This is a genomic window from Roseibium suaedae (genome assembly GCF_900142725.1).
GTDB lineage: Bacteria > Pseudomonadota > Alphaproteobacteria > Rhizobiales > Stappiaceae > Roseibium > Roseibium suaedae.
Genome location: NZ_FRBW01000003.1, coordinates 606,628 through 632,707, shown reverse-complemented (window position 1 = coordinate 632,707; position 26,080 = coordinate 606,628). Strand labels below are relative to the sequence as shown.

Genomic DNA, 26,080 nt, shown 5'->3' with positions numbered 1-26,080 from the left:
TGATTAAAAATAGCAATAAAAGCTACGAAACGCAGTTAATATGCAGACCCAGCGTTCAGAGCCCTTGCTGACGCAGCGTCTTCACCCGTTCCATGATCCGTTCCAGCATGTCATCCAGCACGTCACGTTGAGCCGCGCTGAGGCTCTCGTGCAGGGCCTTGGTGAAGGCAAGGGCCTGGGGAACGATGGCCTCATAGATGGCCTGGCCCTCATGTGCCAGTTCCACGAAACTCTCGCGCATGTCATCCGGGTTGGGGGTCCTGACCACAAGCTTGCGCTTTTCCAGCGAGGCAACTGCCCGGCTGACCTTGGTCTTGTGCATGGCGCTGCGCTCGCCAATGGTCTTGGCGGTCAGTTGGCCATACTGGCCCAGAAGCGCGATGACCCGCCACTCGGGCCGCGCGATGCCGAATTGGGTCTCATAGAGACTGGCAAAAGCCTGGCTTACCGTCTCCGACACAAGGTTCAGGCGGTAGGGGAGAAAGCTTTCCAGCGCCAGCAGGGGAGCAGTCTCCCGGTTTTCAGGTCTGGTGTCTTCTGCCATTGCCTTGTCCATGCCACTTTTCTGGTCAGTCATGACCCTGTCTGTGCTTGCAGATCCAATGATGAAGTAAAGACTACGGTCTTAGATGCGCTTCGAGAAGCCCTCGATCAGATGACAATGAGGAAACATGATTGCATATGGTCTGGAATGTTGAATTCGGCCTCTATTTGCAGAAGTGACAGATAGACAACCGCGAAATCCCGCCGAAAGTCACGATTTCTGTTGATAAGCAACAATCGGACTTGGCTGAAGTCCTGCAATATTTGCGAATCGACCCTGGAACCTGACAGCCTGATGTCTTGACGGTGCCCAGGTGGCGAAACCCGAAGGTGGATGCAGGGCATTTGTGAACAGAGGCTGAGATTATCGGCCCGCTTAGAAGACGGACCGTGCAGAAGCCCTCCGTCCTCGATCGTGAGAGGCGCTCATGAACAAGCATTTTGCATCCGTTTCCGACACAGAGGAAAAACGGACCTCCTTCCGGGAAATCGGCCGGGGGTGCTATGCCTTCACTGCAGAGGGTGATCCCAACACCGGCGTGGTGATCGGCAAGGACTTTGTCCTCGTTGTCGATGCCCAGCCGACCCCTGTCATGGCGAACCGCGTCATCGAGGAAATCCGCAAGGTCACGGACAAGCCGATCAAGCATGTCGTGCTGACCCATTATCATGCGGTGCGCTCGCTTGGGGCGAGTGCCTATGGCGCAAGCGACATCATCGCGTCCGATCTGACCCGCCGTCTGATCGAGGAACGGGGTGAAGCGGACTGGCGCGTTCAGCGCGACAGGTTCCCGCGCCTCTTCAAGGACGCGGCCTCCATTCCGGGCCTTACCCGTCCGAGCCTTTCCTTCGCCTCTTCCATGTCCATCGATCTGGGCAACAAGGAAGTGCGGTTGATGCATCTTGGCCGGGGCCACACCATGGGCGACGCGGTCGTCTGGGTGCCCGATGCCATGGTGATGTTCACCGGCGATCTCGTGTGCAGCAAGGCGGCTTGCTATTGCGGGGATGCCCATCTGTCCGACTGGCCCCGCGCCCTGGACAGAATTGCCGCCTTCCGTCCCAAGGCCGTGATGCCCGGGCGCGGCGGTGCCCTGATCGGCGAAGAGCGGGTATCGGAAGCGGTCAACGACTGCCGCCGGTTCATCGAGACCCTGCGCGATACGGCAGCCGAAGCTGTCCATGCCGGCAAGGGGTTGAAGGGCACCTATCTGGCCGTCCGTGCCGCCATGGATCCCATCTATGGGGATTACGCGATCTACGATCATTGCATGCCGTTCAATGTGGCCCGGGCCTATGATGAGGCGCAGGGGCTGGACATGCCGCAGCTCTGGACGTCCGAGCGCGACCGGGACCTCTGGGATGCCCTTGGCGATGCTGCAGGTGAGCTGCCTCTGGCGGATGATGACGAGGCTCAGGCCATTGCCGCCATCCAGATCGACGAGCTGCTGCTGGAAGAGGCCCTTGGTGCAGTTTCGGAAGACGATGATCTTGAGCTGACCGAAGAGGAAGTCACCGCAGCGGCAGAGCTTGAAGCGGAGACGGCACCCAATCTGGAGGTCGAGGCTGAAGCAGAGGTTGAAGGCGGGGAAGCGGCGGCAGATGCGGTGGAGGCTTCGGAAGAGGCTGAAAGCAATGCTCAGTCCGAAGAGGATCCGCGCAAGAGCGAAGGGTCTTCTGCCGGGGCCTGACCGGAAACCGCTTTCGGGCGGGCCAAGCAGTTCTGCCTATGGACAATCACGGACAGGTGACCCACATGGTCTCCTGTCCGTTTTGTTTGAAAGGCAGGATTCATGTTCCAGATGGCTCACTCGTTCCGCAAGCTCACCGCTGCTGCCCTGACGGCAGCTGTTGTCCTTGCCCCTCTTGCGGCATCCGCCGCAGAAGAGCCTGACCTCATCTTCAAGAAGTCGACGGTCTGGAAGTTCCTGACACCGGATCACAAGCTGGCAACCTACGCCATCGATGACCCGGTGGTGGAGGGCGTGTCCTGCCACTTCACCGTTCCCGAGAAGGGCGGCATCTCCGGCTGGATCGGCGTGGCCGAGGAAGTGTCCGACGTGTCCCTGTCCTGCCGGCAGGTTGGTCCGGTGACGATCAGGTCCAAGTTCGAGCAGGGCGAGGAAATGTTCCGTCAGCGCCGCTCGCTGTTTTTCAAGAAGATGCAGATCGTCCGCGGCTGTGATGCCAAGCGCAATGTGCTGGTTTATCTGGTCTATTCGGACAAGCTGGTGGAAGGCAGCCCGAAGAACTCCACCTCGACCGTGCCGATCATGCCCTGGGGGGATCAGGCTCCCGTCAAATGCGGTGACTATCTGAAGGACTGATCCGGGGCGCGCTCAAGTCTGGCTCAGCCGTGAAGGCGGCGGAGTGTGTTGCCCATGCTTCGAGACGCAGCGGTGCTGCTCCTCAGCATGAGGGAGTGGGTGTATTGAGCGCCGATGATACCACAATCGGTCCTCATGCTGAGGAAGCGCGGTAGCGCTGTCTCAAAACATGGGCTGTGGGCGCTTGACCAGACCGAGAGCTCTACTCGCCGGCGGGTTCCAGAAGCGCGGATGCAAGGTCCGGATTGGCTTCGGTGGCGCAGAAGTGCTTGTAGAGAACAGCCATGATTTCCTGCGCGGCATTGCTGACAAGACGGTAGTAGATCGTCGTGCCTTCGCGGCGCGTTTCAACAAGGCCTTCGTTGCGCAGAAGAGAAAGCTGCTGTGAGACAGTCGGCATGCGCATCCCGGTCTTCTCTGCCAGTTCTCCAACACTGCACTCGCGGTCGAACATCTGGCACATCAGCAGAAGGCGCGGGCCTGATGCCAGCATCTTCAGGAAACGGGCGGCATCTTCTGCCTTGTCTTCAAGAGCTTCGTGGTTCATGTGGCGGACAATGACAAAGAAATGCGGCAACAGCAAGTTACAGTCTTTTTGACGGTTACTTTCCGCTATCAGAAACGGCCCATCGCCGGAAGCAGAACATAGCCCTGACCACAGCTGACACCAGCAGCCAGGCAAATTGCCTTGTTCTGGCTGGAGGCTGCATGAGCCTTCGGGAAGGTAACGAGGCTCATGATACCGGCAACCGGGCCGCCGAGTACGAGGGCGAGAAAGGCGAGGGCGATAAGACGGTTGAACATTTTGGTAGCTCCCCAGCTTGCCCGGGGATCACTGTTGTCCCGGGCTGATGAGGAGAGAATGCCAAACCGGCCTTGAACCCAGTCTGAGGGGCGCATTCAGCTGGCGTTCAGATGCGTTAAACGGATCTGAACGCCCGGAAACTCACGTTTTTCCGCCTTGACCGCACCCCTTGCTAGAGATTGTCCGTCATGGCCTTGGCCAGGGCCTTCAGCAGTGTTTCGTCACGGCCATAGATGTCCTTGCGGAAATGGGTCGAGCCGTCCTTGTTCATCCAGGCCGTCAGATAGGTCAGATGAACGGGAATGGGCGTCTTGAGCGTGATCACCTTGCGCTCGCCGCTGTCCCTCAGGGCATCAAGCTGAGGCAGGCTGTAGCCCTGGTCTCCCAGCAGCACTTCCGCCAGTCCAAAGGGATCGGAGACGCGGATGCAGCCGTGGGAGAAGAACCGCTCCGACTGGCTGAACAGCGATTTCGACGGCGTGTCGTGGATGTAGATGTTGAACTTGTTCGGGAACATGAACTTGATCCGGCCAAGCGCATTGCTCTTGCCCGGGTCCTGGCGCAGCCGGAAAGGGAAGTTGCCCGCCGAATAGCTGTTCCAGGCGACCTGTGTCGGCGCCACTTCCGTATCGCCCTTGAAGATGCGGATGTTCTGGGCGCTAAGCGCCGTCGGGTCCTTGCGCAGTTTCGGCAGATACTCGTTCGTGGCGATCGAGGACGGGACGGTCCAGTAGGGGTTGATCTCCACATAGGTCATGTTGTGGGAGAAGACCGGTGTCGCATGAAACGGCTTGCCCACCACAACACGGGCCGTATGCATCGTGTGGCCCTGCTTGACCACCTTCAGGTTCTGGTCCGCCAGATTGACGAAGATGTAAGTGTCGCCCAGATCGTCCGGCATCCAGCGGCGGCGCTCCATGTTGAGTTCCATCTGGATCAGCCGCTGACGGATCGGAACATTGATCTGAGCTAGGGTTTCCTTGCCGATCACTGCATCGACGGAGAGGCCGTGATAGGACTGGAAGTCCTTGACCGCCTGAACCAGCGTGCCGTCATAGATCTCGCCGCTGTGAGCGCCCGGCTCCAGATAGTCTTCCTGCTCCATGCGCTGGGCGAGAACCGGCACGCGGACGTCCGTCATGCCCGGTTTCAGCACTTCGCCATCGGGGACGACCGTGAAACCGCCATTGGCTGCCTTTTCCCGGTATTGGGCAAGGCGCAGCTTCAGCCGGGCATAGCTGGGCGAGATCGGCGCCAGATTGTCCAGAACATCGGCGAAGCTTCCCCTGTTGCCAACTTCCTGCAAAAGCGCCAGAGGGTCAGGCACATGGGGGAAGATGTTCAGCGCCTTGTTGACCTCGTTGGGTTGAACCCGGCCGGAAGACAGATGGGTCGCATAGCGGACGAACTGCAGCGACAGGTCCACGTCGAGCTGCGCCTTGTCCGCTTCCGTTGCAGCGCTTTCGACACGGGCGGCAAGGCCGATCGGGTCATAGTTCTCCGGGTTCAGCGCATGGTCATTGGCGGAGGCGAAGGCATTGATGGCAAGATGGGCGGTTTCAAACACCCCGTCGTCATCCAGCCAGAGGGGCTTGTACTGCCGTGCCTGATAGGCGAGGGCGATTTTCTCGGGAACGGTGCGCGCCTGAAGCGCGGAATAGACGGCTGCGCTCAAGGGCGGCAGGGTTGCCGGATCAAAGGCGGGTGCGGCAGGCTGTGCCGCGGGGAGCGCATTCGCCGGTGCGGGACTTGCCGCGGCAGAGGTTGAGGGTGCGGTCCGGGCGGCAGCCTGTGGCTTGCTGACAGGAAGGGCCCCTTGCGCCAGCGCATCCACCCCTAAGGGAGCAGCAAGCAGGCTTGCGCCTGCCAGCAACAGGGCAGCTGTTGTCCAGCTTGCTGCAGTTTTGCGGCCATCTCTGCAAGTTCGAACGAAAAACATAAAAACCCTCCCATCCGGAAGACCCCGTCGCAATCGCGCCGCTTCCGAATCCGTCCTGAAAAATATCGCTAGGGTACCCTAGTCCCGGATGCTGTCCAGCGCCGGGGCCCTGCATCTTTCCGCGAACGCTTCCAGGCGGCAGAAGGCTTGACCGGGGCTGCGAAACCGGTCAATAACATCCCCATGATGACGGCCACACGGAACATCATTTCGATCACCATTATTTGCAGCTAGCGACATCGCTGGCTGTGGCCGATCCCTCTTTGCACATCGCACGATAGACGGACCGTCCCGGCCAGCAGGCCAGGAGACCGTTTGACATGAGCGCAACAACGCCCGACAGCAAGGGGCTGAAGCTCACCAATACGCTGACCCGTTCGAAGGATGATTTCATCCCGATCGATGCGGACAATGTGCGCATGTATGTCTGCGGCCCGACGGTCTATGACTTCGCCCATATCGGCAATGCCCGCCCGGTGATCGTCTTCGACGTTCTCTACCGTCTGCTGCGCCATCTCTATGGCGAAAGCCATGTCACCTACGTGCGCAACATCACGGACGTGGATGACAAGATCAACGCGCGCGCCCTTCGCGATTATCCCGATCTGCCGCTGAACGATGCCATCGCCAAGGTGACGGAAAAGACCGCCAACCAGTTCCACGCCGACGTGAAGGCGCTGGGCTGCCTGGAGCCGGGCTTCGAGCCGCGTGCAACCCAGCATATCGGCGGCATGATCGCGATGATTCAAACTCTCATCTCGCGCGGCCATGCCTATGAAACGCAAGGAGAAGTCCTGTTCGACACGGCCTCCATGCCGGGATATGGTGGGCTCTCCAAGCGCAATCTCGACGACCAGAAGGCTGGCGCGCGTATCGCCGTGGATGCCCATAAGAAGAACCCGGGCGACTTCGTTCTGTGGAAGCTGTCGTCGGCAGAAGAGCCGGGCTGGGACAGCCCCTGGGGCCGTGGCCGTCCGGGCTGGCACATCGAGTGCTCGGTCATGTCCGAGCATCACCTGGGCAAGGTCTTCGACATTCACGGCGGCGGGCTGGACCTGATCTTCCCGCACCATGAGAACGAGATCGCCCAGTCCTGCTGCGCCCATGGCACGGACAAGATGGCCAACGTCTGGCTCCACAACGGCTTCGTCCAGGTGGAAGGCCGGAAGATGTCCAAGTCCGAGGGCAACTTCGTCACCATCCACGATCTGCTGGCAACGGTGAATTTCGGCGGCCGCAAATGGCCGGGAGAGATCCTGCGCCTTGCCATGCTGATGACCCACTACCGCGAGCCGATCGACTTCTCGGTCAAGCGGCTGGAGGAGGCTGAGCGGCTTCTGGCGAAGTGGCCCGCAGTCGAGGCGTCCGATGCGGAGCCATCCGCCGAGGTTCTGGCCGCACTGGGCGACGACCTCAATACGCCTGCCGCCATTCAGGCGCTCCACGCGCTGGCTGGCGAGGCCGCGCGCGATGAGGGCAAGCTGGCGGTCTATTGCGCGACCGCTGCCCTTCTGGGTGTGGCACCAGTGATCGTCGATACCGGTGATCTTGATGTTGCCTCCATCGACGCCCGTATCGCAGAACGTCTCGCGTTTTTTGAAGCCAAGAACTGGGCGGAAGCCGACCGCATCCGCGATGAACTTGTCTCTGAAGGAATTCAGCTCATGGATTCAAAGGACAAGACCACCGGCAAGCGCGTCACCACCTGGGAAGTGAAACGCTAAAATGCCCTCCGCCGCGCTCATTTTTCTGAGGTTGAAGGGACGCGGCGGCCATCTAGTGGGGAGGACCTGGGCATGAGTGATCAGCAGAACGTGCATACGGGTGGGTGTCAGTGCGGGGCGGTGCGGTTCAGGGTCGAGGGTACGCTGGATGAGGCGTCGGTCTGTCATTGCCGCATGTGCCAGAAGGCCTTCGGCAATCTGTTCGCGCCCCTGACTTCCGTACGCAAAGCGACACTCACCTGGACCCGGGGCGAGCGGGCGCTGTTCCGGTCTTCAAGCCACGTTCAGCGCGGCTTCTGCCGGGATTGCGGCACCCCGCTGACCTATGAGGCACCGGATGGCATGGCGCTGGCTGTCGGGGCCTTCGATCATCCCGAAAGGCTCACCCTGACCGTGCAATATGGTCTGGAAGGCAAGCTTGCCTGTGTCGACACGCTGACCCAGCTTCCCGGCAGCCGCACGGATGAGGATGCTGTCGCACTGGAGTTCCTGGCGAACCTCAAGACCTACCAGCATCCCGACCACGACACGGAAACCTGGCCGCCGGAGGAAAGCGCGTGAGCGAAAAGACCTATCTCAGTGGTGGCTGCCAGTGCGGTGCCATCCGCTACCGGGCGTCCGATTTCGGCCGCTCGTCCCTGTGCCATTGCCGCATGTGCCAGAAGGCGCTTGGCGGTCCGTTTGCGGCGCTGGTGACGGCAAAAGATCTTGAATACACCCGCGGCAAGCCGAAGCATTTCCAGAGTTCCAACAAGGTGAAGCGCGGCTTTTGCAGTGACTGCGGCACGCCGCTGACCTTCGAGTTCGAGGGCTGGGCGCCGGATATCACGGTCACCACCATGGACGAGCCGGACCGTATGCCGCCGGTGATCCAGCTGGCAACAGACATGCGCCTGCCCTGGTGCGAGCGGGTGATCGACATGCCCGGCATCAGCGCGGAGGAAACGGCGAAGGCTGCCGCGCATTATGCCGCCATCAAATCCTATCAGCATCCCGATCATGACACGGCTTCTTGGCCGCAACAGGACCCTTCCGAATGACGCTCCGGACGCTCTATCCCGAACTTGAGCCCTTTGCCTCCGGCATGCTGGATGTGGGCGATGGCCACCAGATTTATTGGGAACGCTCCGGCACGCCTGGCAAGAAGCCGGCCGTGTTCCTCCATGGCGGCCCGGGCGGCGGGATCTCGCCGGACCACCGGCGCCTGTTCCATCCGGATCATTATGACGTGTTGCTGTTCGATCAGCGCGGCTGCGGCCGCTCCACGCCCCATGCGGAGCTGGAGGCCAACACCACCTGGCATCTGGTCGCCGACATCGAGCGTCTGCGCGAGATGGCCGGTTTTGATCAGTGGCAGGTCTTTGGCGGCTCCTGGGGCTCCACCCTGGCGCTGGCCTATGCTCAGACACATCCGGAGCGGGTGAGCGAACTGGTTCTGCGCGGCATCTACACGCTCACCAAGGCCGAGCTCGACTGGTACTATCAGTTCGGCGTGTCCGAGATGTTCCCGGAGAAGTGGGAGCGGTTCCAGGCTCCGGTGCCGGAAGCGGAAAGACATGACATGATGGGGGCTTACCGCAAGCTCCTGACTCATTCTGACAAGTCCGTCCGTGTGGCCGCCGCCCGGTCCTGGAGCCTGTGGGAGGGCGAGACGATCACCCTTCTGCCGAGCGCTGAGAACTCCGATCACTTCGGTGAGGACGAGTTTGCCCATGCTTTCGCGCGGATCGAGAACCATTTCTTCGTTCATGCTGGCTGGCTGGAAGAAGGCCAGCTGCTGCGCGATGCGGGCAAGCTCGCCGGCATTCCGGGCGTCATCATTCATGGCCGCTACGACATGCCTTGTCCGCTGCGCACAGCTTATGAGCTGCACAAGGGCTGGCCGGGGTCGGAACTCCACGTGATCGAGGGCGCGGGCCATGCCTTCAACGAACCGGGCATTCTCGACCGGCTGATCCGGGCGACGGACCGCTATGCCGGGCTTCCCGGCTGATCTTTCTTCAGACGATCCAGAACAGATAACGATAAGCCTTCGGGCGGAAACACGCAGGCATTAGACCATGACCAAGGAACGGCTCTACCTCTTCGACACGACCCTTCGCGATGGGGCTCAGACGAGCGGCATCGACTTCTCCGTGACGGAAAAGGTGGTCATTGCCGAGCTGCTCGACCGCCTGGGCGTGGACTATGTGGAGGGTGGCTATCCGGGGGCAAACCCGACGGATACGGAGTTCTTCAGCGAGAAGCGGACCCAGAAGGCAACCTTCACGGCCTTCGGCATGACCAAACGGGCAGGGCGCTCCGCCTCCAATGATCCGGGGCTGCAGCAGGTTCTGGCAGCTTCCTCAGACGCCTGCTGTTTCGTTGCCAAGGCCTGGGACTACCACGTGGATGTAGCGCTGGGCTGCACCAACGAGGAAAATCTGGAAAGCATCGAGGACACGGTGAAGTCCGCCGTCGCTGCCGGCAAGGAAGCGATGATCGATTGCGAGCATTTCTTCGACGGGTTCAAGGCCAACCCGGACTATGCGCTGGCCTGCGCCCGCACCGCCTATCAGGCCGGTGCCCGCTGGGTGGTTCTGTGCGATACCAATGGCGGCACGCTGCCGGATGAAGTGAAAGCCATTGTCGCGAAGGTCCGGGAAGTGGTGCCGGGCGATCATTTAGGGATTCACACCCATGATGATACGGGCCATGCGGTGGCCAATGCACTGGCCGCTGTTGATGCCGGTGTGCGCCAGATCCAGGGCACGCTGAACGGGATCGGTGAGCGCTGCGGCAATGCCAACCTGATCACCCTGATCCCGACCCTGATGCTGAAACAGCCCTATGCGGATCAGCTGGAGCTTTCCATCGCTCCGGCGCAGCTGGCGGAAATCACTCAGATTTCCAATGCTTTCGACGAGATCTTGAATCGATCTCCGAACCGCCACGCGCCCTATGTCGGCGCCAGCGCCTTTGCCACCAAGGCCGGGATCCATGCCTCAGCGATCCTGAAGGAACCGCAGACCTATGAGCATGTGCCGCCGGAAAGCGTTGGCAACCGACGCCGGGTGCTGGTGTCTGACCAGGCGGGCAAGAGCAACCTTCTGGGCGAACTCGCCCGTCTCGGCATCACGGTGGAAAAGAGCGATCCGCGCCTCGACCGGCTTCTGGCCGAGGTTAAGCAGAAGGAAGCCGATGGCTATGCCTATGAAGCCGCGGACGCTTCCTTCGAACTTCTGGCTCGCCGGACGCTGGGCGAGGTTCCGCGCTTCTTCGACGTTTCGTCCTTCCGGGTGATGGTCGAGCGGCGGTTCAATGCGGTCGGGGATCTCATCACCATCTCGGAAGCCGTGGTGAAGGTGGAGATCGACGGCGAGACCCGCATGTCCGTGGCTGAGGGTAATGGTCCGGTCAACGCTCTGGACATGGCCCTGCGCAAGGATCTCGGCAAATACCAGACAGCTATCGACGGTCTGGAGCTGATCGACTACAAGGTGCGTATCCTCAATGGTGGTACCGGAGCCGTGACGCGGGTTCTGATCGAAAGCCAGGATACCAGAACCCACCGGCGCTGGTTCACGATCGGCGTGTCGAGCAACATTGTCGACGCCTCGTTCCAGGCCCTGGTGGATTCCATCAATTACACCTTGCTGAAGGCAAATCCTGCCTGAGGCATCTGCCTTGAAAGACGGTTCAGATGGCTGACAAGAGCCAAACGGGTGCTGACGGATCCGAATTCCGCACGGGCCTTCTGTGCGCCCTTGGCGCCTATGGCATGTGGGGCTTTCTGCCTGCCTACTACAAGCTGACGGAAAGTGTTCCGGCGGATCTGGTGGTGGCGCACCGGATCATCTGGTCCGTGCTGCTGCTGACGATCATTCTGGTGGTGCGCAGGCGCTTTGACGAGTTCATAGCGATCCTGAAAGAGCCGAAGCTGGTCGGTCTTCTGGCCGTGTCCGCCTGCCTTATCGCCTTCAACTGGCTGATCTTCATCTGGGCGATCGAGCAGGGCAAGGTGCTGGATGTGGCCCTCGGCTACTTCTGCAATCCGCTCGTCAATGTCGTGGTCGGGCTGGTGGTGCTGCGCGAGAAGCTGACACGTGCCCAGAGCGTGGCTGTAGGGCTTGCGGTCCTGGGCGTTGGCGTTCAGGCGGTGCTGGCCGGTGGCCTGCCCTGGGTTTCCCTGGTCCTTGCCTTCTCCTTTGCGGGCTATGGCTATGTGCGCAAGGTCACGCCTGTGCGCCCGACGCCGGGCCTTCTGGTGGAAACGGTTCTCCTGCTGCCCCTGTCGATTGGCTATGTCCTGCTCAATCTGTCCTGGGGTGTGGATGCTCTTTCCCTCGGGCAGCCCGCCGTGCTGGCCGCGTTGGTCGGAACAGGCGTTGTCACCTCCGTGCCGCTGATCCTCTTCTCGGCCGGGGCCCGCCGTCTGCCCATGGTGATGCTTGGCCTGATGCAATATATCGCACCTTCGCTTCACTTCATCATGGCGGTGTTCGTCTGGAACGAGCCCTTGATGCCGACGACGCTGATGACTTTCGTGATCGTCTGGATCGCGCTCGCCATCTTCACGGGCGATAGTCTCCTCCGCTGGAAGCGGTCTCCCAAGCGGGCTGCGGCCTGAGGCCGGCCGGGGTGGGAGGCTTGCTTGCCGCCCATCCTTCGAGACACCGCTTCGCGGTTCCTCAGGATGAGGGAGGGCGTGTTGACGGCGCACGGGAAGGGAAACTTTTCGAACGCGTTTGCGCCATTGGCGCAAGGAAGGCTGCCCATGCTCCCCTCATGCTGAGGAGGACCGGAGGTCCGTCTCGAAGCATGGCCGCTTGCGTCGGCAGATATGCGTCGAGTGAGAAAAGTTTCGCTGCTTCAATATTTTAGGCAGCATTCCGGAATCAGCTTCGGAACAACTTAATCTGGATATGAGGACGGAAGCTGTCCGTCCTCAGTCATTTCGCTCTTCCTGCATCGGTTCAGAAGCGGCGGACGGTTTCCAGAACGTCTTCCGAGCAGGGCGTTCCCTCGCAATCCAGCGTCTTGCAGAGCAGGGGAATCACTTCTTCGATTCGCTTGGCGACGAGATAGGGCACTTCCGTTTCCGGGCGGATGAAGCCCTGGCTGCGCATGTGGTCGAGAAGTTCGAGCAAGGGCGACCAGAAGCCGTTCACATCCGCCAGCACCACGGGCTTGCGATGCTGGCCGAGCTGGGCCCAGGTCATCATCTCGACAGCCTCTTCCAAGGTGCCGATGCCGCCGGGGAGGGCGATGAAGGCGTCAGCCTTCTGGAACATGAGCTGCTTGCGCTCGTGCATGTCCTGGGTGACGATCAGCTCGTCGATCCCTTCGAGCATCTTTTCCCGTTCTTCCAGGAAATGCGGAATGATTCCGGTGACTTTGCCACCGGCTTCCTTGGCTGCTCCCGCAACCGTGCCCATCAGGCCGACCGCGCCGCCGCCATAGACAAGACGCAAGTCTTCGCCAGCAATCAGCTGGCCAAGACGGGTTGCCGCAGCTTCATAAGCCGCATCGGTTCCAAAGCTGGAGCCGCAGTAAACACAGACGCTTTCAAGTTTTGCCATGCCAAATCTGTGGCACCTCAGACGGCTGCGGTCAAGCTGGCGGCAAGTGCTTTCCGGGCCGGTTCCACATCGGCCTTGACCACACGGGCCCGTTTCCTTGCCGCAGCTTAAAAAGGCGTATATTCATCGTCTTAGGCAATGCGTACCCGAAGGGCGCGGGCAAGGGCCCTGGAGCGCTCACGGTTCAGATGGGATGGCCGGGTAAAGGTCTTCAGCTCGCGCAAGAAACGAGCGCCTTACCCCTGGCGGATGGGAAGACGGATGACGAAGCTTGCACTTACCCGGACATTGGTGGTGGCTGCCCTTGTGGGCGTCGCAGCGCTTGTGACGGCCTATTTATATCGGGACAAGGGCAATGCGCCTTCCGCGCCGCAGGTGGCGTCCACGCCTGATGCGGCAAAGTCCGGCGGGACTGGCGATGCGGCTTCTTCTTCAGGCGAAACCTCGATTGCCCGTTCGGGTGCCAAGTCCGACAAGGATGCGGGCGTGACGGAAGTTCCGGCTGCTGCGAAGAAGGGTGACCTGAGCTTCGATGTGGTCAGTGTCGAGCCGACCGGTGAAACGGTGGTCGCAGGACGTTCTGATCCGGGCGCAATCGTTGGCCTGATGGCCAATGGCAAGCTTGTCGGCAAGGCCATTGCCAATCAGGACGGCGAGTGGTCGATCATTCTGGACAAGCCGTTGAGCCCGGGTGACTACGACGTCAATCTTCAGGCGCTCGACGAGAATGACAATGCGGTTGGAGATGCTTCCGGCCAGCGTCTTGCTGTCTCGGTTCCCGAAGACGGCAAGCAGCAGCCTCTGGTCGTTCTGAATTCGCCGGATGCGCCGTCCAGCGTGCTGCAGGTTCCCGGCGCCGCAAAGGAAACGGAGACCGCCGCAGCGGACGCGCCCGCCACCTCTGAAGCCCCCGCAGCCGATGTCAATGCCAATGCTTCCACCGGAACGCAGGTGGCAGCCGCGCCTGAGGCTTCTGCGCCTGTGACAGATCCCAAGCCTGAGGCCTCTGCTTCTGCGTCTGGCCCGGCTGACGCGGCATCTCCGGATGCAACTGCAACGGCTTCCCCGTCAGCCGCTGCTTCGGACACAGGTTCTGGCTCTGGCATCGAAACTGGTAACGGCCAGAAGGCCGCAGAGGCCGGGAGTTCCGACGCGCAGGCGCCTGCTGCTGTTGCGTCTTCCGAGGCAACTACCACGGCTCCAACTGCAACCGCCACGTCAGACGCTCCGGTTCAGCCGCAAGGCCAGACCCAGGACCAGACCCAAGACCAGACTCAGACGCCTGCCGGAGCTCCGGCAGCACCCGCTCTGGCTTCCCAGCCGTCCGAGACGGCAGCCGCACCCGCTGCAGCTAAGGCCGATCTCGTTGTCACCGTCGATGCGGTCGAAGCGGAAAGCGGCAAGGTCTACACGGCAGGCACCGGCGAAGCCGGTCACGATGTCCGCATCTATGTGGGCGATACCCTGCTTGGTTCCGGCAAGGTCGGCGACAATGGCCGCTGGCTGGTCGAGGGCGGCATGGATCTGGCGTCTGGCCCGGTTGAAGTGCGTGCCGACATGATCGGCGCAGATGGCAACACGGTTGTTGCCCGTGCGGCCGTCACCTTTGAGCGGGCGCAGGAGCAGGCCATTGTTCTCACCCGTGTGGAAGCGGCTGGTGAAGGCGGTGCAGAAGGCGCGAATGCCTCCAATGCCGGCAAGACCCTGCCCAATGTCATCATCCGCAAGGGCGACAATCTCTGGAACATCTCCCGCCGCCTCTATGGCGACGGTTTCCGCTACACCACGATCTATCAGGCCAACAAGGGCCAGATCCGCAACCCGGATCTGATCTATCCCGGTCAGGTGTTCCTGACGCCTGAAGGTGACCTGAACTGGAAGCCCGCCCAATAAGATGCCTTGAGACCTGGCCGGACACTTGTCCGGCTGGGCTTGGGACACCAGCGTTTACAATCGAAGGGTTCTGAAGGTCACAGCCAGTTGTCAGGGTTTCGGCCGCCGTGGACTATGGCAATGAGCAGGATGCCATAATCCATCGGCTCATAAATCAGCACATAGTTTCCTTCGATCAAAAGGCGGGCCGTCGGGCTGAGTTCGGGCCTGGGTGTCCCCATGTTGGGCTGAGTGGCCGCAAGGTCTGCCCTTTCCAGAAATCTTCTCACCAGGTTATCGGCTGCGGGCTCGTTGTCCCGGGCGATCTCCATCCAGATCGCTCTAATATCCTGTTCTGCGCGCCGGCTGAGGATAACCCTAGCCACGCGAGCGGGCTTCAGCCTTCAGTTCTGACAGCAGTGTATCGGCGTCAACAGACCGGCCTTCTCCACTTGCCAACCCCTCTTCATAGGCGCGTTTCAGCCGGGCAAGTTCAAGCTTTCTGAGTTCCTCGCGCTGCTCCCAAAGACGCAGGGCGTCACGGACCACTTCGCTGTTGGAGGCATATAGGCCGGACTGAACAGCGCTTTGCAACTGCTCCACCTGATGCTCCGAGAGAGAGACTGTCAGGGTCTTCATGGGGGACGGCTTCATGAGATGGGTCCATCGACTAATAGGAACTAACAAGAATTATTAGGAAACTGGACCGGGTTGGCAAGCGTCCTATTGTTATCTGTGATTGCCGCAATTGCTTTCATCCGCACCCTTGAGATTTCAGAGTTCCATCGTATATCTACGATGAATGGCGGGCGGGCTTCATGTCTGCAGGCCTGTGAGGGAGAGAAATTGATGGATGAAGACGCTGCCGGCGAGAGCTGTGCGGGCGAAGGGCATGTCTGTGGTGCCTCGCAGGCTTTTGAAGTTCAGGACAAGCTGGCCGGTCTCTACAGGGCACTCGGCCATCCTGCGCGCCTTGCCATTCTGCGCTCCCTTTCCGAAAACCCCGGTGCCTGCTGCGGCGATATCGTCGGACGGTTGCCCCTGGCTCAATCCACCGTGTCCCAGCACCTGCAGGTGCTGAAGGATGCAAGGCTGGTGACCTGCGAAATCCGCGGCCGCTGCTGCCATTATCAGGTCCGCAAGGACATTCTCGAAAAGACCATTGCCGCATCCTCCGCTTTTCTTCAGGCCGTTCTGGCCGGAGTGGAAGCTCAGGAACAGCTGTCCTGCTGCACTGACAGCACGACTAACTCCTGCGGCAAAGACGCCGATGCTCCCATGGAGACCTCTATTGACTGATCCGTCCAAGACAAAGACCGCCGACGCGCAGGCGGCTGGCCGCAAGGGTGTCAGTGCCGAAGAAGGCAAGACCCTGAACACGCTGGTCAACCTGTGGCCCTATATCTGGCCCGCTGACCGTCCAGATCTCAAGAACCGGGTTCTCCTGGCGGTTGCCGCCCTGATCGTCGCCAAGGTGGTGACGGTTTTCTCACCCTATTTCTTTGCCTGGGCCTCCGATGCACTGACCGGGGAGAGCAACAATCTGCCTGCCTTCTTGGTCGCGCCTGTCATGCTGGTTCTTGCCTATAATGCGGCAAGGGTGCTTGCGGTGGCCTTCAACCAGTTGCGCGACGCGTTGTTTGCGCAAGTCGGCCAGCATGCGGTCCGCCAGCTTGCCAACATCACCTTCCATCACCTGCACCAGCTGTCCCTGCGCTTTCATTTGGCGCGGCGCACTGGCGGTCTCAGCCGCGTGATCGAACGCGGGGTGAAGGGGATTGAAGCCATCGTCCGCTTCACGATCCTGAACGGAATTCCGACCCTGCTGGAATTCGGCATCATGGCCATCGTGATCTGGTACCAGTTCGGCTTCAGCTATCTGGCAATCATCGCAGTCATGATCGTCGCCTATGTCTGGTACACCATCAAGGCGTCCAACTGGCGCATTGCCATCCGCCGCGAGATGAACGACAGCGACACGGATGCCAATTCCAAGGCCATCGACAGCCTGCTGAACTTCGAGACCGTGAAGTATTTCGGCAACGAGAAGATGGAAGCCGCCCGTTTCGATGTTTCCATGGCCCGATACGAGAAAGCTGCGACCCGGACCTGGACGTCGCTCGCCTGGCTGAACTTTGGCCAGACATTCATTCTCGGCGTCGGCACGGCGGCTTGCATGATCCTTTCTGCCCTCGCTGTTCAGCGCGGCGAGCAGACCATCGGCGACTTCGTCCTGATCAATGCGCTGCTGATGCAGATTGCCATTCCGCTCAACTTCATCGGCTTCATCTACCGGGAAATCCGCCAGGGCCTGGCGGATATCGAATCCATGTTTTCCCTGCTGGACGTTCCGGCGGAAGTTCAGGACGCCTCTGACGCGCAGGACCTCAAGGCCGTGGAAGGCACGATCCGCTTTGACGATGTGAAGTTCCACTACGACGTTGCCCGTCCGATCCTGAAGGGCATCAGCTTCGAGGTACCCGCCGGCAAAACCGTTGCCATTGTCGGCCCGTCCGGCGCGGGCAAATCCACGATCTCGCGGCTTCTGTTCCGTTTCTATGACGTGACCGGCGGGGCTGTGTCCATCGATGGACAGGATGTGCGCTCGGTCACGCAGGAAAGCGTGCGCGGAGCCATCGGCATGGTTCCCCAGGACACGGTGCTGTTCAATGACACCATTGCCTATAACATCCGCTACGGCCGTCCAGAGGCGAGTGAGGCAGAGGTGAAGGACGCCGCCCGCATGGCCCAGATCCATGATTTCATCGAACGGCTGCCGGAAGGCTATTCAGCGGAAGTGGGCGAACGCGGCCTGAAGCTCTCCGGCGGCGAGAAGCAGCGCGTTGCCATTGCCCGCACGATCCTGAAGGCCCCGCCGATCCTGATCCTGGATGAGGCGACCTCCGCACTGGACACCCATACGGAACGGGAAATCCAGACGGCTCTTGATCAGGTCTCCCGCAACCGAACGACCCTTGTCATCGCCCACCGGCTGTCCACCGTCGTCAATGCGGACCAGATCATCGTGCTGCAGGCCGGTGAAATCGCCGAGCGTGGAACTCATACCGAGTTGCTGGCGAAGAAGGGTCTCTATGCCTCCATGTGGGATCGCCAGCGCGAAGCCGACGAGGCGGAAGAACGTCTGCGGGCAGCCAAGGAATCCGACGATCTCGGCTTTGTCACCCGCGGCCCGACGGCGGATTACATTCCCGGCTGAGGCCTTTGATCTTAAAAAAATCCGCCGCCGAAGTCTTCAGGACTTCTGGCGGCGGTGTAGTTTCAGGAGCTTGGTTCAAGGTCAGGCGAATTTGCCCGACGGAGCATGGACGGGCCCTGACGCCCTTCACGCGCAGCAACCAGTCTGCCGGGTGGCCGGGAGAGGGGCTGCGTGAACAAGGCGGCTGCAGCGTTCGGTCCGAGACAGAGGCTTCTGCCGGCTGGTGCGGAACAGAAAGCCCGTCAAGCTGCGGGTGAGGGCGCGCAGTTCCTCGGCGCGGTGCTGCCGGGCGCGGGTCTCGAAGATATCTCCAGTGTGTAACATGGTCAGTCTCCTTTGCTGATGGGGAGACTTTCTCATTTTTCTGATCTTGGTATAATCAGGCTCGGATTTGAATGACTATGCGGAGGAATAGGATAATGCGCCTCGATGATCTCCGCTTCTTCGCGCGTGTCGCCGCTCTTGGAAATGTGTCTGCCGCCGGCCGGGAGTTCGGGCTTTCCGCCTCTGCTGCCAGTGCCCGGCTGACCGGGCTGGAGCGGGAAGTGAATGCGCAGCTCTTCAATCGCACCACCCGCCGTGTGGTTTTGACCGAGGCCGGGCAGGTGTTGCTCCAGCATTCTTCTGCGGCCTTGCGCGAAATGGACACAGCCCTTGAAGAGCTTGAGGAGGTGACCGATGCGCCGAAGGGACTTTTGCGCATCTCCTCCAATGTCTTCTTCGGCCGGCACCATGTGCTGCCCTATCTGCTGGAGTTCCGGGACCTTTATCCGGACATCCGCATCTCCATGGATTTCTCCGACCGCATTGTCGATCTGATGAGCGAGAATTTCGACATGGCGATCCGCGCTGCGCCCTTGCCGGATTCCACCCTGAAGGCCCGGCGGCTCGGCGGCAATCAGCGCGTCCTTTGCGCGTCTCCAGATTATATTGCCCGCAAGGGCAAGCCCTGTTCCCCGGCTGACCTCGTCAACCACGACTGTATCGGCATGGAGGCCATGCCCGTGTGGTACTTCAATGGTCCGGATGGGGAGCTGACCCATCAGGTGCAGCCCTTCATCACCGGTGACAATGGCGACTATGCCTATGATGCAGCACTGTGCGGGCTGGGCCTGATCGTCAAGTCCATCGCCCATGTCTGGCGGGACCTGAAGGAAGGGCGGCTGGTCGAACTCCTGCCGGATTATCCCATCTCACGGACAGGTGCGATCTGGGCCGTCTATCCGCCGGGCAGGCACACCCCGCCGAAAATCTCCGTCTTTGTCGATTTCCTGGTCAGCAAATTCGGCCGTCCGGCCTATTGGGAGGCCGATTATCCGGTGTTGGAGCGCAGGTGATCCGGGAAAAAGTGCCTTGCGGCGATGTTCCCGGTTCAAACTCTCAGGAAATGCCACTAGAAACAGGGATTGAACTGACGGGAGCGTAAGCTTATGCGCCCCGCACACCCACGCGCGGCGCGCCCCCTGATCCGGAGCAGGTCTCCGGTGTCTCGTGCAGGCAGCCTGCCAAAAGGATTTGTCATGTCCCTCGTCGATTCCGTCACCAAGGCGTTTGTTCCGATCCACCGTGAAGGCTGGCCCTTCATTGCCATTGCCTTTGTGGCCACGCTTGTCATCGGCTGGTTCGTGGATCCGCTGTTCTGGATCGGCCTGATCCTGACCGCATGGGTCTGCTACTTCTTCCGGGATCCCAAGCGTGTGACGCCGATTGGCGAAAGCCTGGTGATTTCTCCGGCCGATGGCGTCGTCAGCCACGTCGGCCCGGTGCGTCCTCCGGCAGAGCTGGAGCTTGGCGATGAGCCGATGCTGCGCGTGTCGATCTTCATGAACGTGTTCAATTGCCACGTGAACCGAGCCCCCTTTGGCGGCCGGATCGTGCGCCTTGCCTATCGTGCCGGCCGCTTCCTCAACGCCGAGCTCGACAAGGCCAGCGAAGAGAACGAGCGCAACGGTCTGGTGATCGAAAAGGACGGCATCCGCATTGGTGTTGTCCAGATCGCTGGCCTGGTTGCCCGCCGCATTGTCTGCTTCGTCCGCGAAGGCGAGACCCTGAGCACGGGTGAGCGTTTCGGCCTGATCCGGTTTGGCTCGCGTCTCGATGTCTATTTCCCGCTCGGCACGACCATCCGCGTTGCCCATGGCCAGACCATGATCGCCGGTGAAACGGTGCTTGCCGATCTGGCAGACGCACCGGGCAAGTCCCAGCTCGTCACCCGCGTGGGCTGAGGAAGCACCATGCAGAACGAACACCAGCACACTCCGGATCCTTCCGCCGAAGAGGGCGCGGACAGCGAGCGCAGGACACCCCGCTTCCGCCGGGTGCCGATGCGCCTGATCCTGCCGAACATGGTCACGCTGCTGGCCTTGTGCTCCGGGCTGACGGCCATCCGCATGGCCTTCGAGGGACGGTGGGAGTTTGCCATCGGGGCCGTGCTGGTGGCTGCCGTTCTGGATGCGCTGGACGGCCGCGTGGCGCGTCTCCTGAAAGGTACGTCCCGCTTCGGCGCTGAACTGGATTCGCTGGCGGATTTCGTCAATTTCGGCGTCACCCCGGCCTTGATGCTCTACGTCTGGATCCTGAAGGATGCCGGGTCGTTCGGCTGGATCGCGGCACTGATCTTCGCGATCTCTGGCGCCTTGCGTCTTGCCCGCTTCAACGTGGCGCTGGACGATCCGAACAAGCCGGAATGGGCGGCGCATTTCTTCACCGGCGTTCCTGCCCCTGCAGGCGCCCTGACCGTGCTGATGCCGATCTATTGGGAGTTTCTCGGCTTCCTGCCGCACTGGCCGGAATTTGCTCCAGGCGTCGCGATCTATACGATTGCCATCGCGTTTCTGATGATCAGCCGCCTTCCGACCTATTCGGGTAAAAAGTTCGGCACCCGCATCCGCCGCGATCTGGTGCTGCCGCTGTTTCTGGTCGCGGTCCTGCTGGTCGCACTGACTGTCAGCTATCCGTTCCAGATGCTGACCGTCGGCTCGGCCCTCTACCTCGTGTCCATTCCCTTCGCCTGGCGCAGCCACCGCCAGTACCTGCGCACGGATGCAACGGTGACCATGGACGACGACGGCGATTGCGCCGACACAGACCTCGATCACCTCAGCGACCGGGACAAGCACGACAGCGTTTGAACGGGGGCAGTGGCGGACAAGGGTCATGGAGTTCTCGAGGTCATCCCCATCTCCACCGCGCCGTCCCGGCCTTGAGCCGGGACCCGCTATTTCTTAATGTTGGTATAAGATCCCGGATCTCCGCTTTGCTTCGTCCGGGAAGGCGCCGCCGAGAGTGCCTGTTTCTCCTTCGTCATCCTCGGCCTTGTGCCGAGGATCTATCCAAGTCAATGGCTTGCAGATGGTCGGGACAAGCCCGACCATGACGAAAGAAAACAAAGGCTGCTCTGTCATCACGCTCAAGCCGCCGGGTTTTCCCAGCGGCTTTTTTGTTGGCGTGGCGCTTGTTATTCCGCCGCGTGCGGCAGGCTGTCAGGCGTTGGGCCTTCTGCCTTGGCGGAGGTCTTTGGCACGAGCTTCAGAGGGGCGACTTCCGTCGGCGCAGGGGCTGCTGGCAGGTTGGTGGTGCTGCCTTCTGCTTGCGCGTCTGTCCGCTGGCCGCTCCAAAGGCGCCGGAACAATCTCATCCAGACGCTTGGCACGGCGACCATGACCGGGATCATGATCAGGGTCAGCAGGGTGGAGAAGGCGAGGCCTGCAATCACCGCTGTCGACAGCTGCACCCACCAGGCCGAGGTGATCGAGCCGATGGACGTGACCCGGTTGACGAAGTCGAGGTTCATCTGGGTCGCCATCGGCACGAGGCCTGCGATCGTGGTGATGGTGGTCAGCATGATCGGGCGGATACGCTGGGCCGAAGTCTTCAGGATCGCGTCCACCGGCGGCATGCCGTCTTCCCGGAACCGGTTATAGGTGTCCAGCAGCACGATGGCGTTGTTCACCACGATCCCGGCAAGGGCCACCACACCCGTGCCGCTCATGATGATGGAGAACTTCTGCCCGGTGATCACCATGCCCAGCAACACGCCCATGACCGACATGACCACCGTCGAGAGGGTCAGGAAGGTCTGGTAGAACGAGTTGAACTGGGTCAGCAGGATGATGAACATCAGGAACAGGGACCCGATCATCGCCTTCATCAGGAACTCGCCGGACTCCTTCTGGTCTTCATCCGATCCACGGAACTTGAGGAAGACATTGGCAGGCCAGGTCTCGCTCTTCAGCCAGCCATCCAGCTCCTTCACCTTTTCGTCCACTGTCAGGCCGCTGGTCTTGTCGACCGTGGCCTTGACCATCATGGAATAGAGGCCGTCGCGGCGGACGATCTCCGACACTTTCGGTGCCGGTGTGCGGGTGATGAAATTTGCCAGCGGCACGAGCCCGAGCGGTGTCTGCAGGCGCAGCTGGTCGAACCGGTCCAGGGTCCGTTCGCTGGCCGGAAGACGGACGCGGATGTCCACCTCGTCTTCGCTGTCTCCTGGGCGATAGGTGCCGATCAGAACGCCGTTGGTGACGAGCTGGACCATGGACCCGACCGCCGCAATGTCGGCCTTGTAGCGGCCAGCCTGTTCACGGTCGATGTCGATCTGCCATTCGATGCCGGGCAGGGGGCGGCTGTCCTCCTGATCAAGCAGACCGGCGGTGCCGTTCAGATGCTCACGCACGCGGGCAACGGCGGCGACCATGCTGTCATAGTCGGAAGACTTGACCTCGAGTTGGATGTCCTTGCCGGTGGGCGGGCCGCCTTCAATCTTGCGGGTCTCCACCTTGATGCCCGGCAACTGGCCCGTCCGCTCGCGGATCTCCGCAAAGATCTGGGCAGCCCTTGGACGGCAGCAGAAATTGGAGAGCTCGAGCATGAGTTCGCCGATCACATCGTCCGGCTTGTCCTGAACCCCGCCCATGCCGCCGCCGCCCGTGCTTCCGCCAGGCGCGACTGCAGTCGTCACGATATTCTTGACGCCATGGATCGACAGGATCTGATCCTCGACCTTCTTCACAAGGGCAAGGGACTCCGCCGTCGACATGTTGCCGCGCCCGGACACAAGCACGACGGCCTGGTCTGGTTCTTCGTCGATGAAGAATTCGACACCGGTCGGATTGGCGGCAAAGGCGAGGAAAATCATTGCGCAGCCGCCGACCACCGCGACGATGGCGACAATGTTCCCGACCGGGTTGCCGACCAGAAGGTTCAGGAACCGGACATAGAGACCGGTGATCCCCTTCACCTTGGATATGTCGAATGTGTCGGTCGCCGACAGGGCGGCGGCTTCTTCCCGCTCACGCGCTGCATTACGCGCTGCCCGCGCCTTCGACCAAGCAACGAAGGGGCGAAGGACAAAGAAGGAGATGATACCAACGCCAAAAGCGGCAACAACCGCGAGGGGAGCTGCGATCGAAGCAAGACCTGCCGCCAGAAGCGGGCCGTTGACCAGAATGCCGGCTCCAGCGACTCCACCTAGGAACAGCGCCAGAAGCAGGGTCGCGTAGCGTCCTGCCCAGTGCGAGATCCTGGCAAAGATACCGCCTGTCACCGGAATGAAGACCATGGCCGTCAGCAGCGAGGCGCTGAGGACGATGATCACCATGATCGGCAGATAGCTCATGAACTCGCCCGCCACACCCGGCCACATCAGCATGGGCAGGAAGGCGGCGAGGGTCGTTGCCGTGGACGAGACGATCGGCCAGAACATCAGCTTGGCGGCACGGATATAGGCTTCCGTGTCCTCCATGCCTTCAGAGATCTTGCGGTCGGCATATTCGGTCATGACGATGGCGCCATCCACCAGCATGCCGACGGTCAGCACAAGGCCGAACATCACCATGTTTGAGACTGTGAAGCCGAGGCCGCCGAGGATCAGGAAGCCGATCATGAAGGAGGCGGGAATTGCGAGGCCGACGAGAAGTGCGGACCGCAAGCCGAGAGAGGCCACGACCAGGATCATCACCAGGAAGATCGCGGTCATGATCGAGGATTCAAGCGAGCCCAGAACCTCGAAGGTCTTGGAGGACTGATCGAGCAGCACGTCGACCTTGATCGTCTCCGGCCAGTCCTTGGAGGCTTCGGCAACGACCGCACGGACGGCGGCATTGTTCTCGATCAGGTTGGTGCCGATCCGCTTGGTGATCTTGAGGGCAATGGCCGGGCGGCCGTTGACCAGCGTATAGCTGCTGGCATCCTTGAAGGTCCGGCGTATTTCGGCCAGATCGCCAAGGGTGATGAGACCTTCGCCGCTCTGCTTGACCGGCAGGGAGTAGACGTCTTCCGGGTTCTGGACGAGGCCTGGAACCTTGACGTTGAAACGTCCCTTGCCGCTGTCGATGAAGCCCGCAGGCACAAGCCGGTTGTTGAGCGTCAGCGTGTTCAGCAGCTCCTGCTGGCTGATCGAATAGGTCTCGAGCTTCTGGGTGTCGATCAGGATTTCCAGAAGCTCTTCCCGGTGCCCGGACAGATCGGCGGAACGAACCGTGTCGATGGCTTCTATCTGATCCTTCAGGCGCCGCGCGTGATTGTAGAGCGTGCGTTCCGGTACATCGCCGGAGAGAGCGATTGTGATGGTCGGGATCAGCGCGAAGTTGGTTTCGGTGATTGTCGGTTCATCGGCTTCCGAAGGCAGCTTGGATTTTGCCAGGTCCACCTTGTCGCGCACATCCGCCATTGCCTCGTCCTTGTTGAACGAGACGTCGAATTCCAGCACGAAACCGGCGTGGCCTTCAGAGGCAATCGCCGTCAGCTCCTTCAGGCCATCCAGGCCGCGCAGCTCCGTTTCCATGGGGCGGACGAGCAATCGTTCCGCATCTTCCGGAGAAATGCCCTGCTGGGTCACGGAGACATAGAAGACCGGCACGTCAATGTCCGGCGCGTCTTCCTTGGGGATCGCGAGATAGGTCGCCGTGCCAGCGATGATCAGCGCGAGCATCAGCACGAAAACGGTTTTGGGCCGCCGCAGAATATCTTCGAGCATGCCGATCATTTCGGAGCCTCCGCGGTTTCCAGAACCGGTTCGACCTTCTGGCCGTCGGCAACATAATCCTGTCCGACAATAATGGCGGTAACGGTCTCGGGCAGGCCTGCGACCCAGACACCGTCCTCAACCCCGCCTAGAACCTTGACCGGATAGAACTCGGTGACATTGTCCGAATTCACGGCCCGAAGACCAACCTGGCCTTCGTCATTCAGGGTCAGGATGGCGGGTGAGATCTTGTGGGCGCGGGTGGTGCGCAGGGGAATGCGGGTGAGGGCGGTGATACCGTCCCGCGCAGCGCCGTCCTCGTTGGGAATCTCGACTTCGACGCGGAAGGTCCGCGTATCGCTGTCGGCAGCCGGCGCCACATAGCGCACGGTGCCGTCAAAGCTCTGCCCGGTCACCAGCTCAACCTTTGCGGCCATGCCCGGCGAGATGGAGCCGACATTAAGCTCAGACACCTGGCCGATAGCTTTCATCGGATCCGTGTCGACAACGGTGGCGCAGATGTCGCCCGTGTTGAGGCGTGAGCCGACTTCGGCCATCGGGCTTTCGATGATGCCATGGATCGGTGCGCGGATGGTGGTGCGGTCCAGTTCAAGCTCGGCTTCTTCCAGGCGCGCCTTGGCGGCGTCAAGTGTCGCCTGGGAAGCGGCAAGCTGGTTCTGGGCTGTGAAGCCCTTGCTGGACAGCTTTTCCGCCGCGTTGAAATCCGCTTCCGCTTGAGCAAGATTGGCCCTGGCTTCCAGAACTCCGGATGGCCGGGTTCCCTTGTCCAGTTCGCACAGAATGTCGCCCTTGGTGATGCGTGTGCCTTCCCGTGCCGGGCGGCTGATCACCCGCGCGGCCGTTTCTGAGCGCACTTCCACCCGGGCATTGGCCTGGGTGCGTCCGCGCAGATCCAGAACCGCTTCGCGATCCTGGGCCTGGAGATGGGCAACCTGTACCCGGAACAGATGGTCGTTGGCGGCAACCGCCCGCTCTGCCGGCGGCGGCGTTGCGTCAGCAGAATCGCCCTGGCCACCTTCAACCACCGTGCCGGTGTACATCCACACACCAATTCCGGCGGCAAGTCCGAAGGAGAGCAGATAGGAAAACTTCAAAGCCATTGATCAC

Annotated in this window: 23 protein-coding genes and 1 pseudogene; 14 read left to right on the top strand and 10 right to left on the bottom strand. The window is 61.1% G+C overall.

The window, feature by feature from the left end:
* Window positions 1-55: 55 nt before the first annotated feature.
* Window positions 56-577, bottom strand: coding sequence for a MarR family winged helix-turn-helix transcriptional regulator (locus tag BUA94_RS16275; protein ID WP_235860616.1), 522 nt, complete (start codon window positions 575-577; stop codon window positions 56-58).
* A 394-nt stretch (window positions 578-971) separates the two neighbouring features.
* On the opposite strand from BUA94_RS16275, the pseudogene BUA94_RS16270 reads away from it, so the two are divergent.
* Window positions 972-1,913 (top strand): annotated as a pseudogene (locus BUA94_RS16270) (MBL fold metallo-hydrolase); the annotation flags it as partial.
* 423 nt (window positions 1,914-2,336) lie between these two features.
* Window positions 2,337-2,870 (top strand): CreA family protein, encoded by a 534-nt coding sequence (locus BUA94_RS16265; RefSeq protein ID WP_073014348.1) that lies wholly within the window; start codon window positions 2,337-2,339, stop codon window positions 2,868-2,870.
* A gap of 202 nt (window positions 2,871-3,072) precedes the next feature.
* On the opposite strand, the gene BUA94_RS16260 is transcribed toward BUA94_RS16265, so the two are convergent.
* The 3 genes from BUA94_RS16260 to BUA94_RS16250 all read right to left on the bottom strand — a co-directional run bounded on the left by BUA94_RS16260 (window position 3,073) and on the right by BUA94_RS16250 (window position 5,614).
* Complete coding sequence (locus tag BUA94_RS16260; protein WP_328586302.1) at window positions 3,073-3,453, bottom strand: metalloregulator ArsR/SmtB family transcription factor; 381 nt, start codon at window positions 3,451-3,453, stop codon at window positions 3,073-3,075.
* Between the two features lie 32 nt (window positions 3,454-3,485).
* Window positions 3,486-3,674, bottom strand: coding sequence for a hypothetical protein (locus BUA94_RS16255; protein WP_073014347.1), 189 nt, complete (start codon window positions 3,672-3,674; stop codon window positions 3,486-3,488).
* Window positions 3,675-3,847: 173 nt separating this feature from the next.
* On the bottom strand, window positions 3,848-5,614 hold the full coding sequence (locus BUA94_RS16250) for a L,D-transpeptidase family protein (protein ID WP_084082068.1): 1,767 nt from the start codon (window positions 5,612-5,614) through the stop codon (window positions 3,848-3,850).
* Window positions 5,615-5,934: 320 nt separating this feature from the next.
* On the opposite strand from BUA94_RS16250, the gene cysS reads away from it, so the two are divergent.
* The 6 genes from cysS to rarD all read left to right on the top strand — a co-directional run bounded on the left by cysS (window position 5,935) and on the right by rarD (window position 11,947).
* Window positions 5,935-7,338 (top strand): cysteine--tRNA ligase, encoded by a 1,404-nt coding sequence (cysS, locus tag BUA94_RS16245; RefSeq protein WP_073014346.1) that lies wholly within the window; start codon window positions 5,935-5,937, stop codon window positions 7,336-7,338.
* 72 nt (window positions 7,339-7,410) lie between these two features.
* Window positions 7,411-7,899 carry a GFA family protein gene (locus tag BUA94_RS16240; RefSeq protein WP_073014345.1) on the top strand — a complete coding sequence of 163 codons (489 nt, stop codon included), beginning with the start codon at window positions 7,411-7,413 and terminating at the stop codon, window positions 7,897-7,899.
* On the top strand, window positions 7,896-8,378 hold the full coding sequence (locus tag BUA94_RS16235; RefSeq protein WP_073014344.1) for a GFA family protein: 483 nt from the start codon (window positions 7,896-7,898) through the stop codon (window positions 8,376-8,378). Before BUA94_RS16240 ends, BUA94_RS16235 begins: the two co-directional genes overlap by 4 nt.
* Complete coding sequence (pip, locus tag BUA94_RS16230; RefSeq protein WP_073014343.1) at window positions 8,375-9,331, top strand: prolyl aminopeptidase; 957 nt, start codon at window positions 8,375-8,377, stop codon at window positions 9,329-9,331. Before BUA94_RS16235 ends, pip begins: the two co-directional genes overlap by 4 nt.
* A 67-nt stretch (window positions 9,332-9,398) precedes the next feature.
* A complete protein-coding gene (cimA, locus tag BUA94_RS16225) occupies window positions 9,399-10,994 on the top strand; it encodes a citramalate synthase (protein ID WP_073014342.1) in 1,596 nt (531 codons plus the stop codon).
* A 26-nt stretch (window positions 10,995-11,020) separates the two neighbouring features.
* The gene (rarD, locus tag BUA94_RS16220; protein WP_073014341.1) at window positions 11,021-11,947 is read left to right on the top strand and encodes an EamA family transporter RarD; all 927 of its coding nucleotides are present in this window, start codon (window positions 11,021-11,023) and stop codon (window positions 11,945-11,947) included.
* A gap of 346 nt (window positions 11,948-12,293) precedes the next feature.
* Here rarD and BUA94_RS16215 read toward each other — a convergent pair whose 3' ends face one another.
* On the bottom strand, window positions 12,294-12,899 hold the full coding sequence (locus tag BUA94_RS16215; RefSeq protein ID WP_073014340.1) for an LOG family protein: 606 nt from the start codon (window positions 12,897-12,899) through the stop codon (window positions 12,294-12,296).
* Between the two features lie 261 nt (window positions 12,900-13,160).
* Here BUA94_RS16215 and BUA94_RS16210 point away from each other — a divergent pair, with 261 nt between their 5' ends.
* Entirely contained in the window at window positions 13,161-14,792 is a 1,632-nt protein-coding gene (locus BUA94_RS16210; RefSeq protein WP_073014339.1) for a LysM peptidoglycan-binding domain-containing protein, read from the top strand.
* 77 nt (window positions 14,793-14,869) lie between these two features.
* Here the strand turns inward: BUA94_RS16210 and BUA94_RS16205 are convergent, their stop codons facing one another.
* The gene (locus tag BUA94_RS16205; protein ID WP_073014338.1) at window positions 14,870-15,157 is read right to left on the bottom strand and encodes a type II toxin-antitoxin system RelE/ParE family toxin; all 288 of its coding nucleotides are present in this window, start codon (window positions 15,155-15,157) and stop codon (window positions 14,870-14,872) included.
* The gene (locus BUA94_RS16200) at window positions 15,150-15,425 is read right to left on the bottom strand and encodes a type II toxin-antitoxin system ParD family antitoxin (RefSeq protein WP_073014337.1); all 276 of its coding nucleotides are present in this window, start codon (window positions 15,423-15,425) and stop codon (window positions 15,150-15,152) included. Before BUA94_RS16200 ends, BUA94_RS16205 begins: the two co-directional genes overlap by 8 nt.
* Window positions 15,426-15,620: 195 nt before the next feature.
* Here BUA94_RS16200 and BUA94_RS16195 point away from each other — a divergent pair, with 195 nt between their 5' ends.
* Entirely contained in the window at window positions 15,621-16,070 is a 450-nt protein-coding gene (locus tag BUA94_RS16195; protein WP_073014336.1) for an ArsR/SmtB family transcription factor, read from the top strand.
* Complete coding sequence (locus BUA94_RS16190; RefSeq protein ID WP_073014335.1) at window positions 16,063-17,988, top strand: ABCB family ABC transporter ATP-binding protein/permease; 1,926 nt, start codon at window positions 16,063-16,065, stop codon at window positions 17,986-17,988. The genes BUA94_RS16195 and BUA94_RS16190 overlap by 8 nt, the downstream gene beginning before the upstream one ends.
* Window positions 17,989-18,114: 126 nt before the next feature.
* Here BUA94_RS16190 and BUA94_RS23375 read toward each other — a convergent pair whose 3' ends face one another.
* Window positions 18,115-18,312, bottom strand: a complete 198-nt coding sequence (locus BUA94_RS23375; protein ID WP_139251168.1) for a hypothetical protein — start codon at window positions 18,310-18,312, stop codon at window positions 18,115-18,117.
* Window positions 18,313-18,407: 95 nt separating this feature from the next.
* Between BUA94_RS23375 and BUA94_RS16185 the strand changes: the two genes are divergently transcribed.
* The 3 genes from BUA94_RS16185 to BUA94_RS16175 all read left to right on the top strand — a co-directional run bounded on the left by BUA94_RS16185 (window position 18,408) and on the right by BUA94_RS16175 (window position 21,119).
* Complete coding sequence (locus tag BUA94_RS16185) at window positions 18,408-19,325, top strand: LysR family transcriptional regulator (RefSeq protein WP_073014334.1); 918 nt, start codon at window positions 18,408-18,410, stop codon at window positions 19,323-19,325.
* Between the two features lie 183 nt (window positions 19,326-19,508).
* Complete coding sequence (locus tag BUA94_RS16180) at window positions 19,509-20,213, top strand: phosphatidylserine decarboxylase (RefSeq protein WP_073014333.1); 705 nt, start codon at window positions 19,509-19,511, stop codon at window positions 20,211-20,213.
* A gap of 9 nt (window positions 20,214-20,222) precedes the next feature.
* A complete protein-coding gene (locus BUA94_RS16175; RefSeq protein WP_084082066.1) occupies window positions 20,223-21,119 on the top strand; it encodes a CDP-alcohol phosphatidyltransferase family protein in 897 nt (298 codons plus the stop codon).
* A gap of 326 nt (window positions 21,120-21,445) precedes the next feature.
* Here BUA94_RS16175 and BUA94_RS23850 read toward each other — a convergent pair whose 3' ends face one another.
* Both BUA94_RS23850 and BUA94_RS16160 read right to left on the bottom strand, forming a co-directional pair.
* The gene (locus BUA94_RS23850; RefSeq protein WP_073014331.1) at window positions 21,446-24,973 is read right to left on the bottom strand and encodes an efflux RND transporter permease subunit; all 3,528 of its coding nucleotides are present in this window, start codon (window positions 24,971-24,973) and stop codon (window positions 21,446-21,448) included.
* Window positions 24,970-26,073, bottom strand: coding sequence for an efflux RND transporter periplasmic adaptor subunit (locus tag BUA94_RS16160; protein ID WP_073014330.1), 1,104 nt, complete (start codon window positions 26,071-26,073; stop codon window positions 24,970-24,972). Before BUA94_RS16160 ends, BUA94_RS23850 begins: the two co-directional genes overlap by 4 nt.
* Window positions 26,074-26,080: the final 7 nt, after the last annotated feature.

Bases quoted from the DNA above. Each gene is read 5' to 3' on its own strand.
- BUA94_RS16160 (WP_073014330.1), bottom strand. From the start codon at position 26,073: ATGGCTTTGAAGTTTTCCTATCTGCTCTCCTTCGGACTTGCCGCCGGA.
- BUA94_RS16240 (WP_073014345.1), top strand. From the start codon at position 7,411: ATGAGTGATCAGCAGAACGTGCATACGGGTGGGTGTCAGTGCGGGGCG.
- BUA94_RS16215 (WP_073014340.1), bottom strand. From the start codon at position 12,899: ATGGCAAAACTTGAAAGCGTCTGTGTTTACTGCGGCTCCAGCTTTGGA.
- cysS (WP_073014346.1), top strand. From the start codon at position 5,935: ATGAGCGCAACAACGCCCGACAGCAAGGGGCTGAAGCTCACCAATACG.
- BUA94_RS16265 (WP_073014348.1), top strand. From the start codon at position 2,337: ATGTTCCAGATGGCTCACTCGTTCCGCAAGCTCACCGCTGCTGCCCTG.
- BUA94_RS16175 (WP_084082066.1), top strand. From the start codon at position 20,223: ATGCAGAACGAACACCAGCACACTCCGGATCCTTCCGCCGAAGAGGGC.
- BUA94_RS23375 (WP_139251168.1), bottom strand. From the start codon at position 18,312: ATGTTACACACTGGAGATATCTTCGAGACCCGCGCCCGGCAGCACCGC.
- pip (WP_073014343.1), top strand. From the start codon at position 8,375: ATGACGCTCCGGACGCTCTATCCCGAACTTGAGCCCTTTGCCTCCGGC.
- BUA94_RS16255 (WP_073014347.1), bottom strand. From the start codon at position 3,674: ATGTTCAACCGTCTTATCGCCCTCGCCTTTCTCGCCCTCGTACTCGGC.
- rarD (WP_073014341.1), top strand. From the start codon at position 11,021: ATGGCTGACAAGAGCCAAACGGGTGCTGACGGATCCGAATTCCGCACG.
- BUA94_RS16185 (WP_073014334.1), top strand. From the start codon at position 18,408: ATGCGCCTCGATGATCTCCGCTTCTTCGCGCGTGTCGCCGCTCTTGGA.
- BUA94_RS16200 (WP_073014337.1), bottom strand. From the start codon at position 15,425: ATGAAGCCGTCCCCCATGAAGACCCTGACAGTCTCTCTCTCGGAGCAT.
- cimA (WP_073014342.1), top strand. From the start codon at position 9,399: ATGACCAAGGAACGGCTCTACCTCTTCGACACGACCCTTCGCGATGGG.
- BUA94_RS16250 (WP_084082068.1), bottom strand. From the start codon at position 5,614: ATGTTTTTCGTTCGAACTTGCAGAGATGGCCGCAAAACTGCAGCAAGC.
- BUA94_RS16195 (WP_073014336.1), top strand. From the start codon at position 15,621: ATGGATGAAGACGCTGCCGGCGAGAGCTGTGCGGGCGAAGGGCATGTC.
- BUA94_RS23850 (WP_073014331.1), bottom strand. From the start codon at position 24,973: ATGATCGGCATGCTCGAAGATATTCTGCGGCGGCCCAAAACCGTTTTC.
- BUA94_RS16210 (WP_073014339.1), top strand. From the start codon at position 13,161: ATGACGAAGCTTGCACTTACCCGGACATTGGTGGTGGCTGCCCTTGTG.
- BUA94_RS16180 (WP_073014333.1), top strand. From the start codon at position 19,509: ATGTCCCTCGTCGATTCCGTCACCAAGGCGTTTGTTCCGATCCACCGT.
- BUA94_RS16275 (WP_235860616.1), bottom strand. From the start codon at position 577: ATGACTGACCAGAAAAGTGGCATGGACAAGGCAATGGCAGAAGACACC.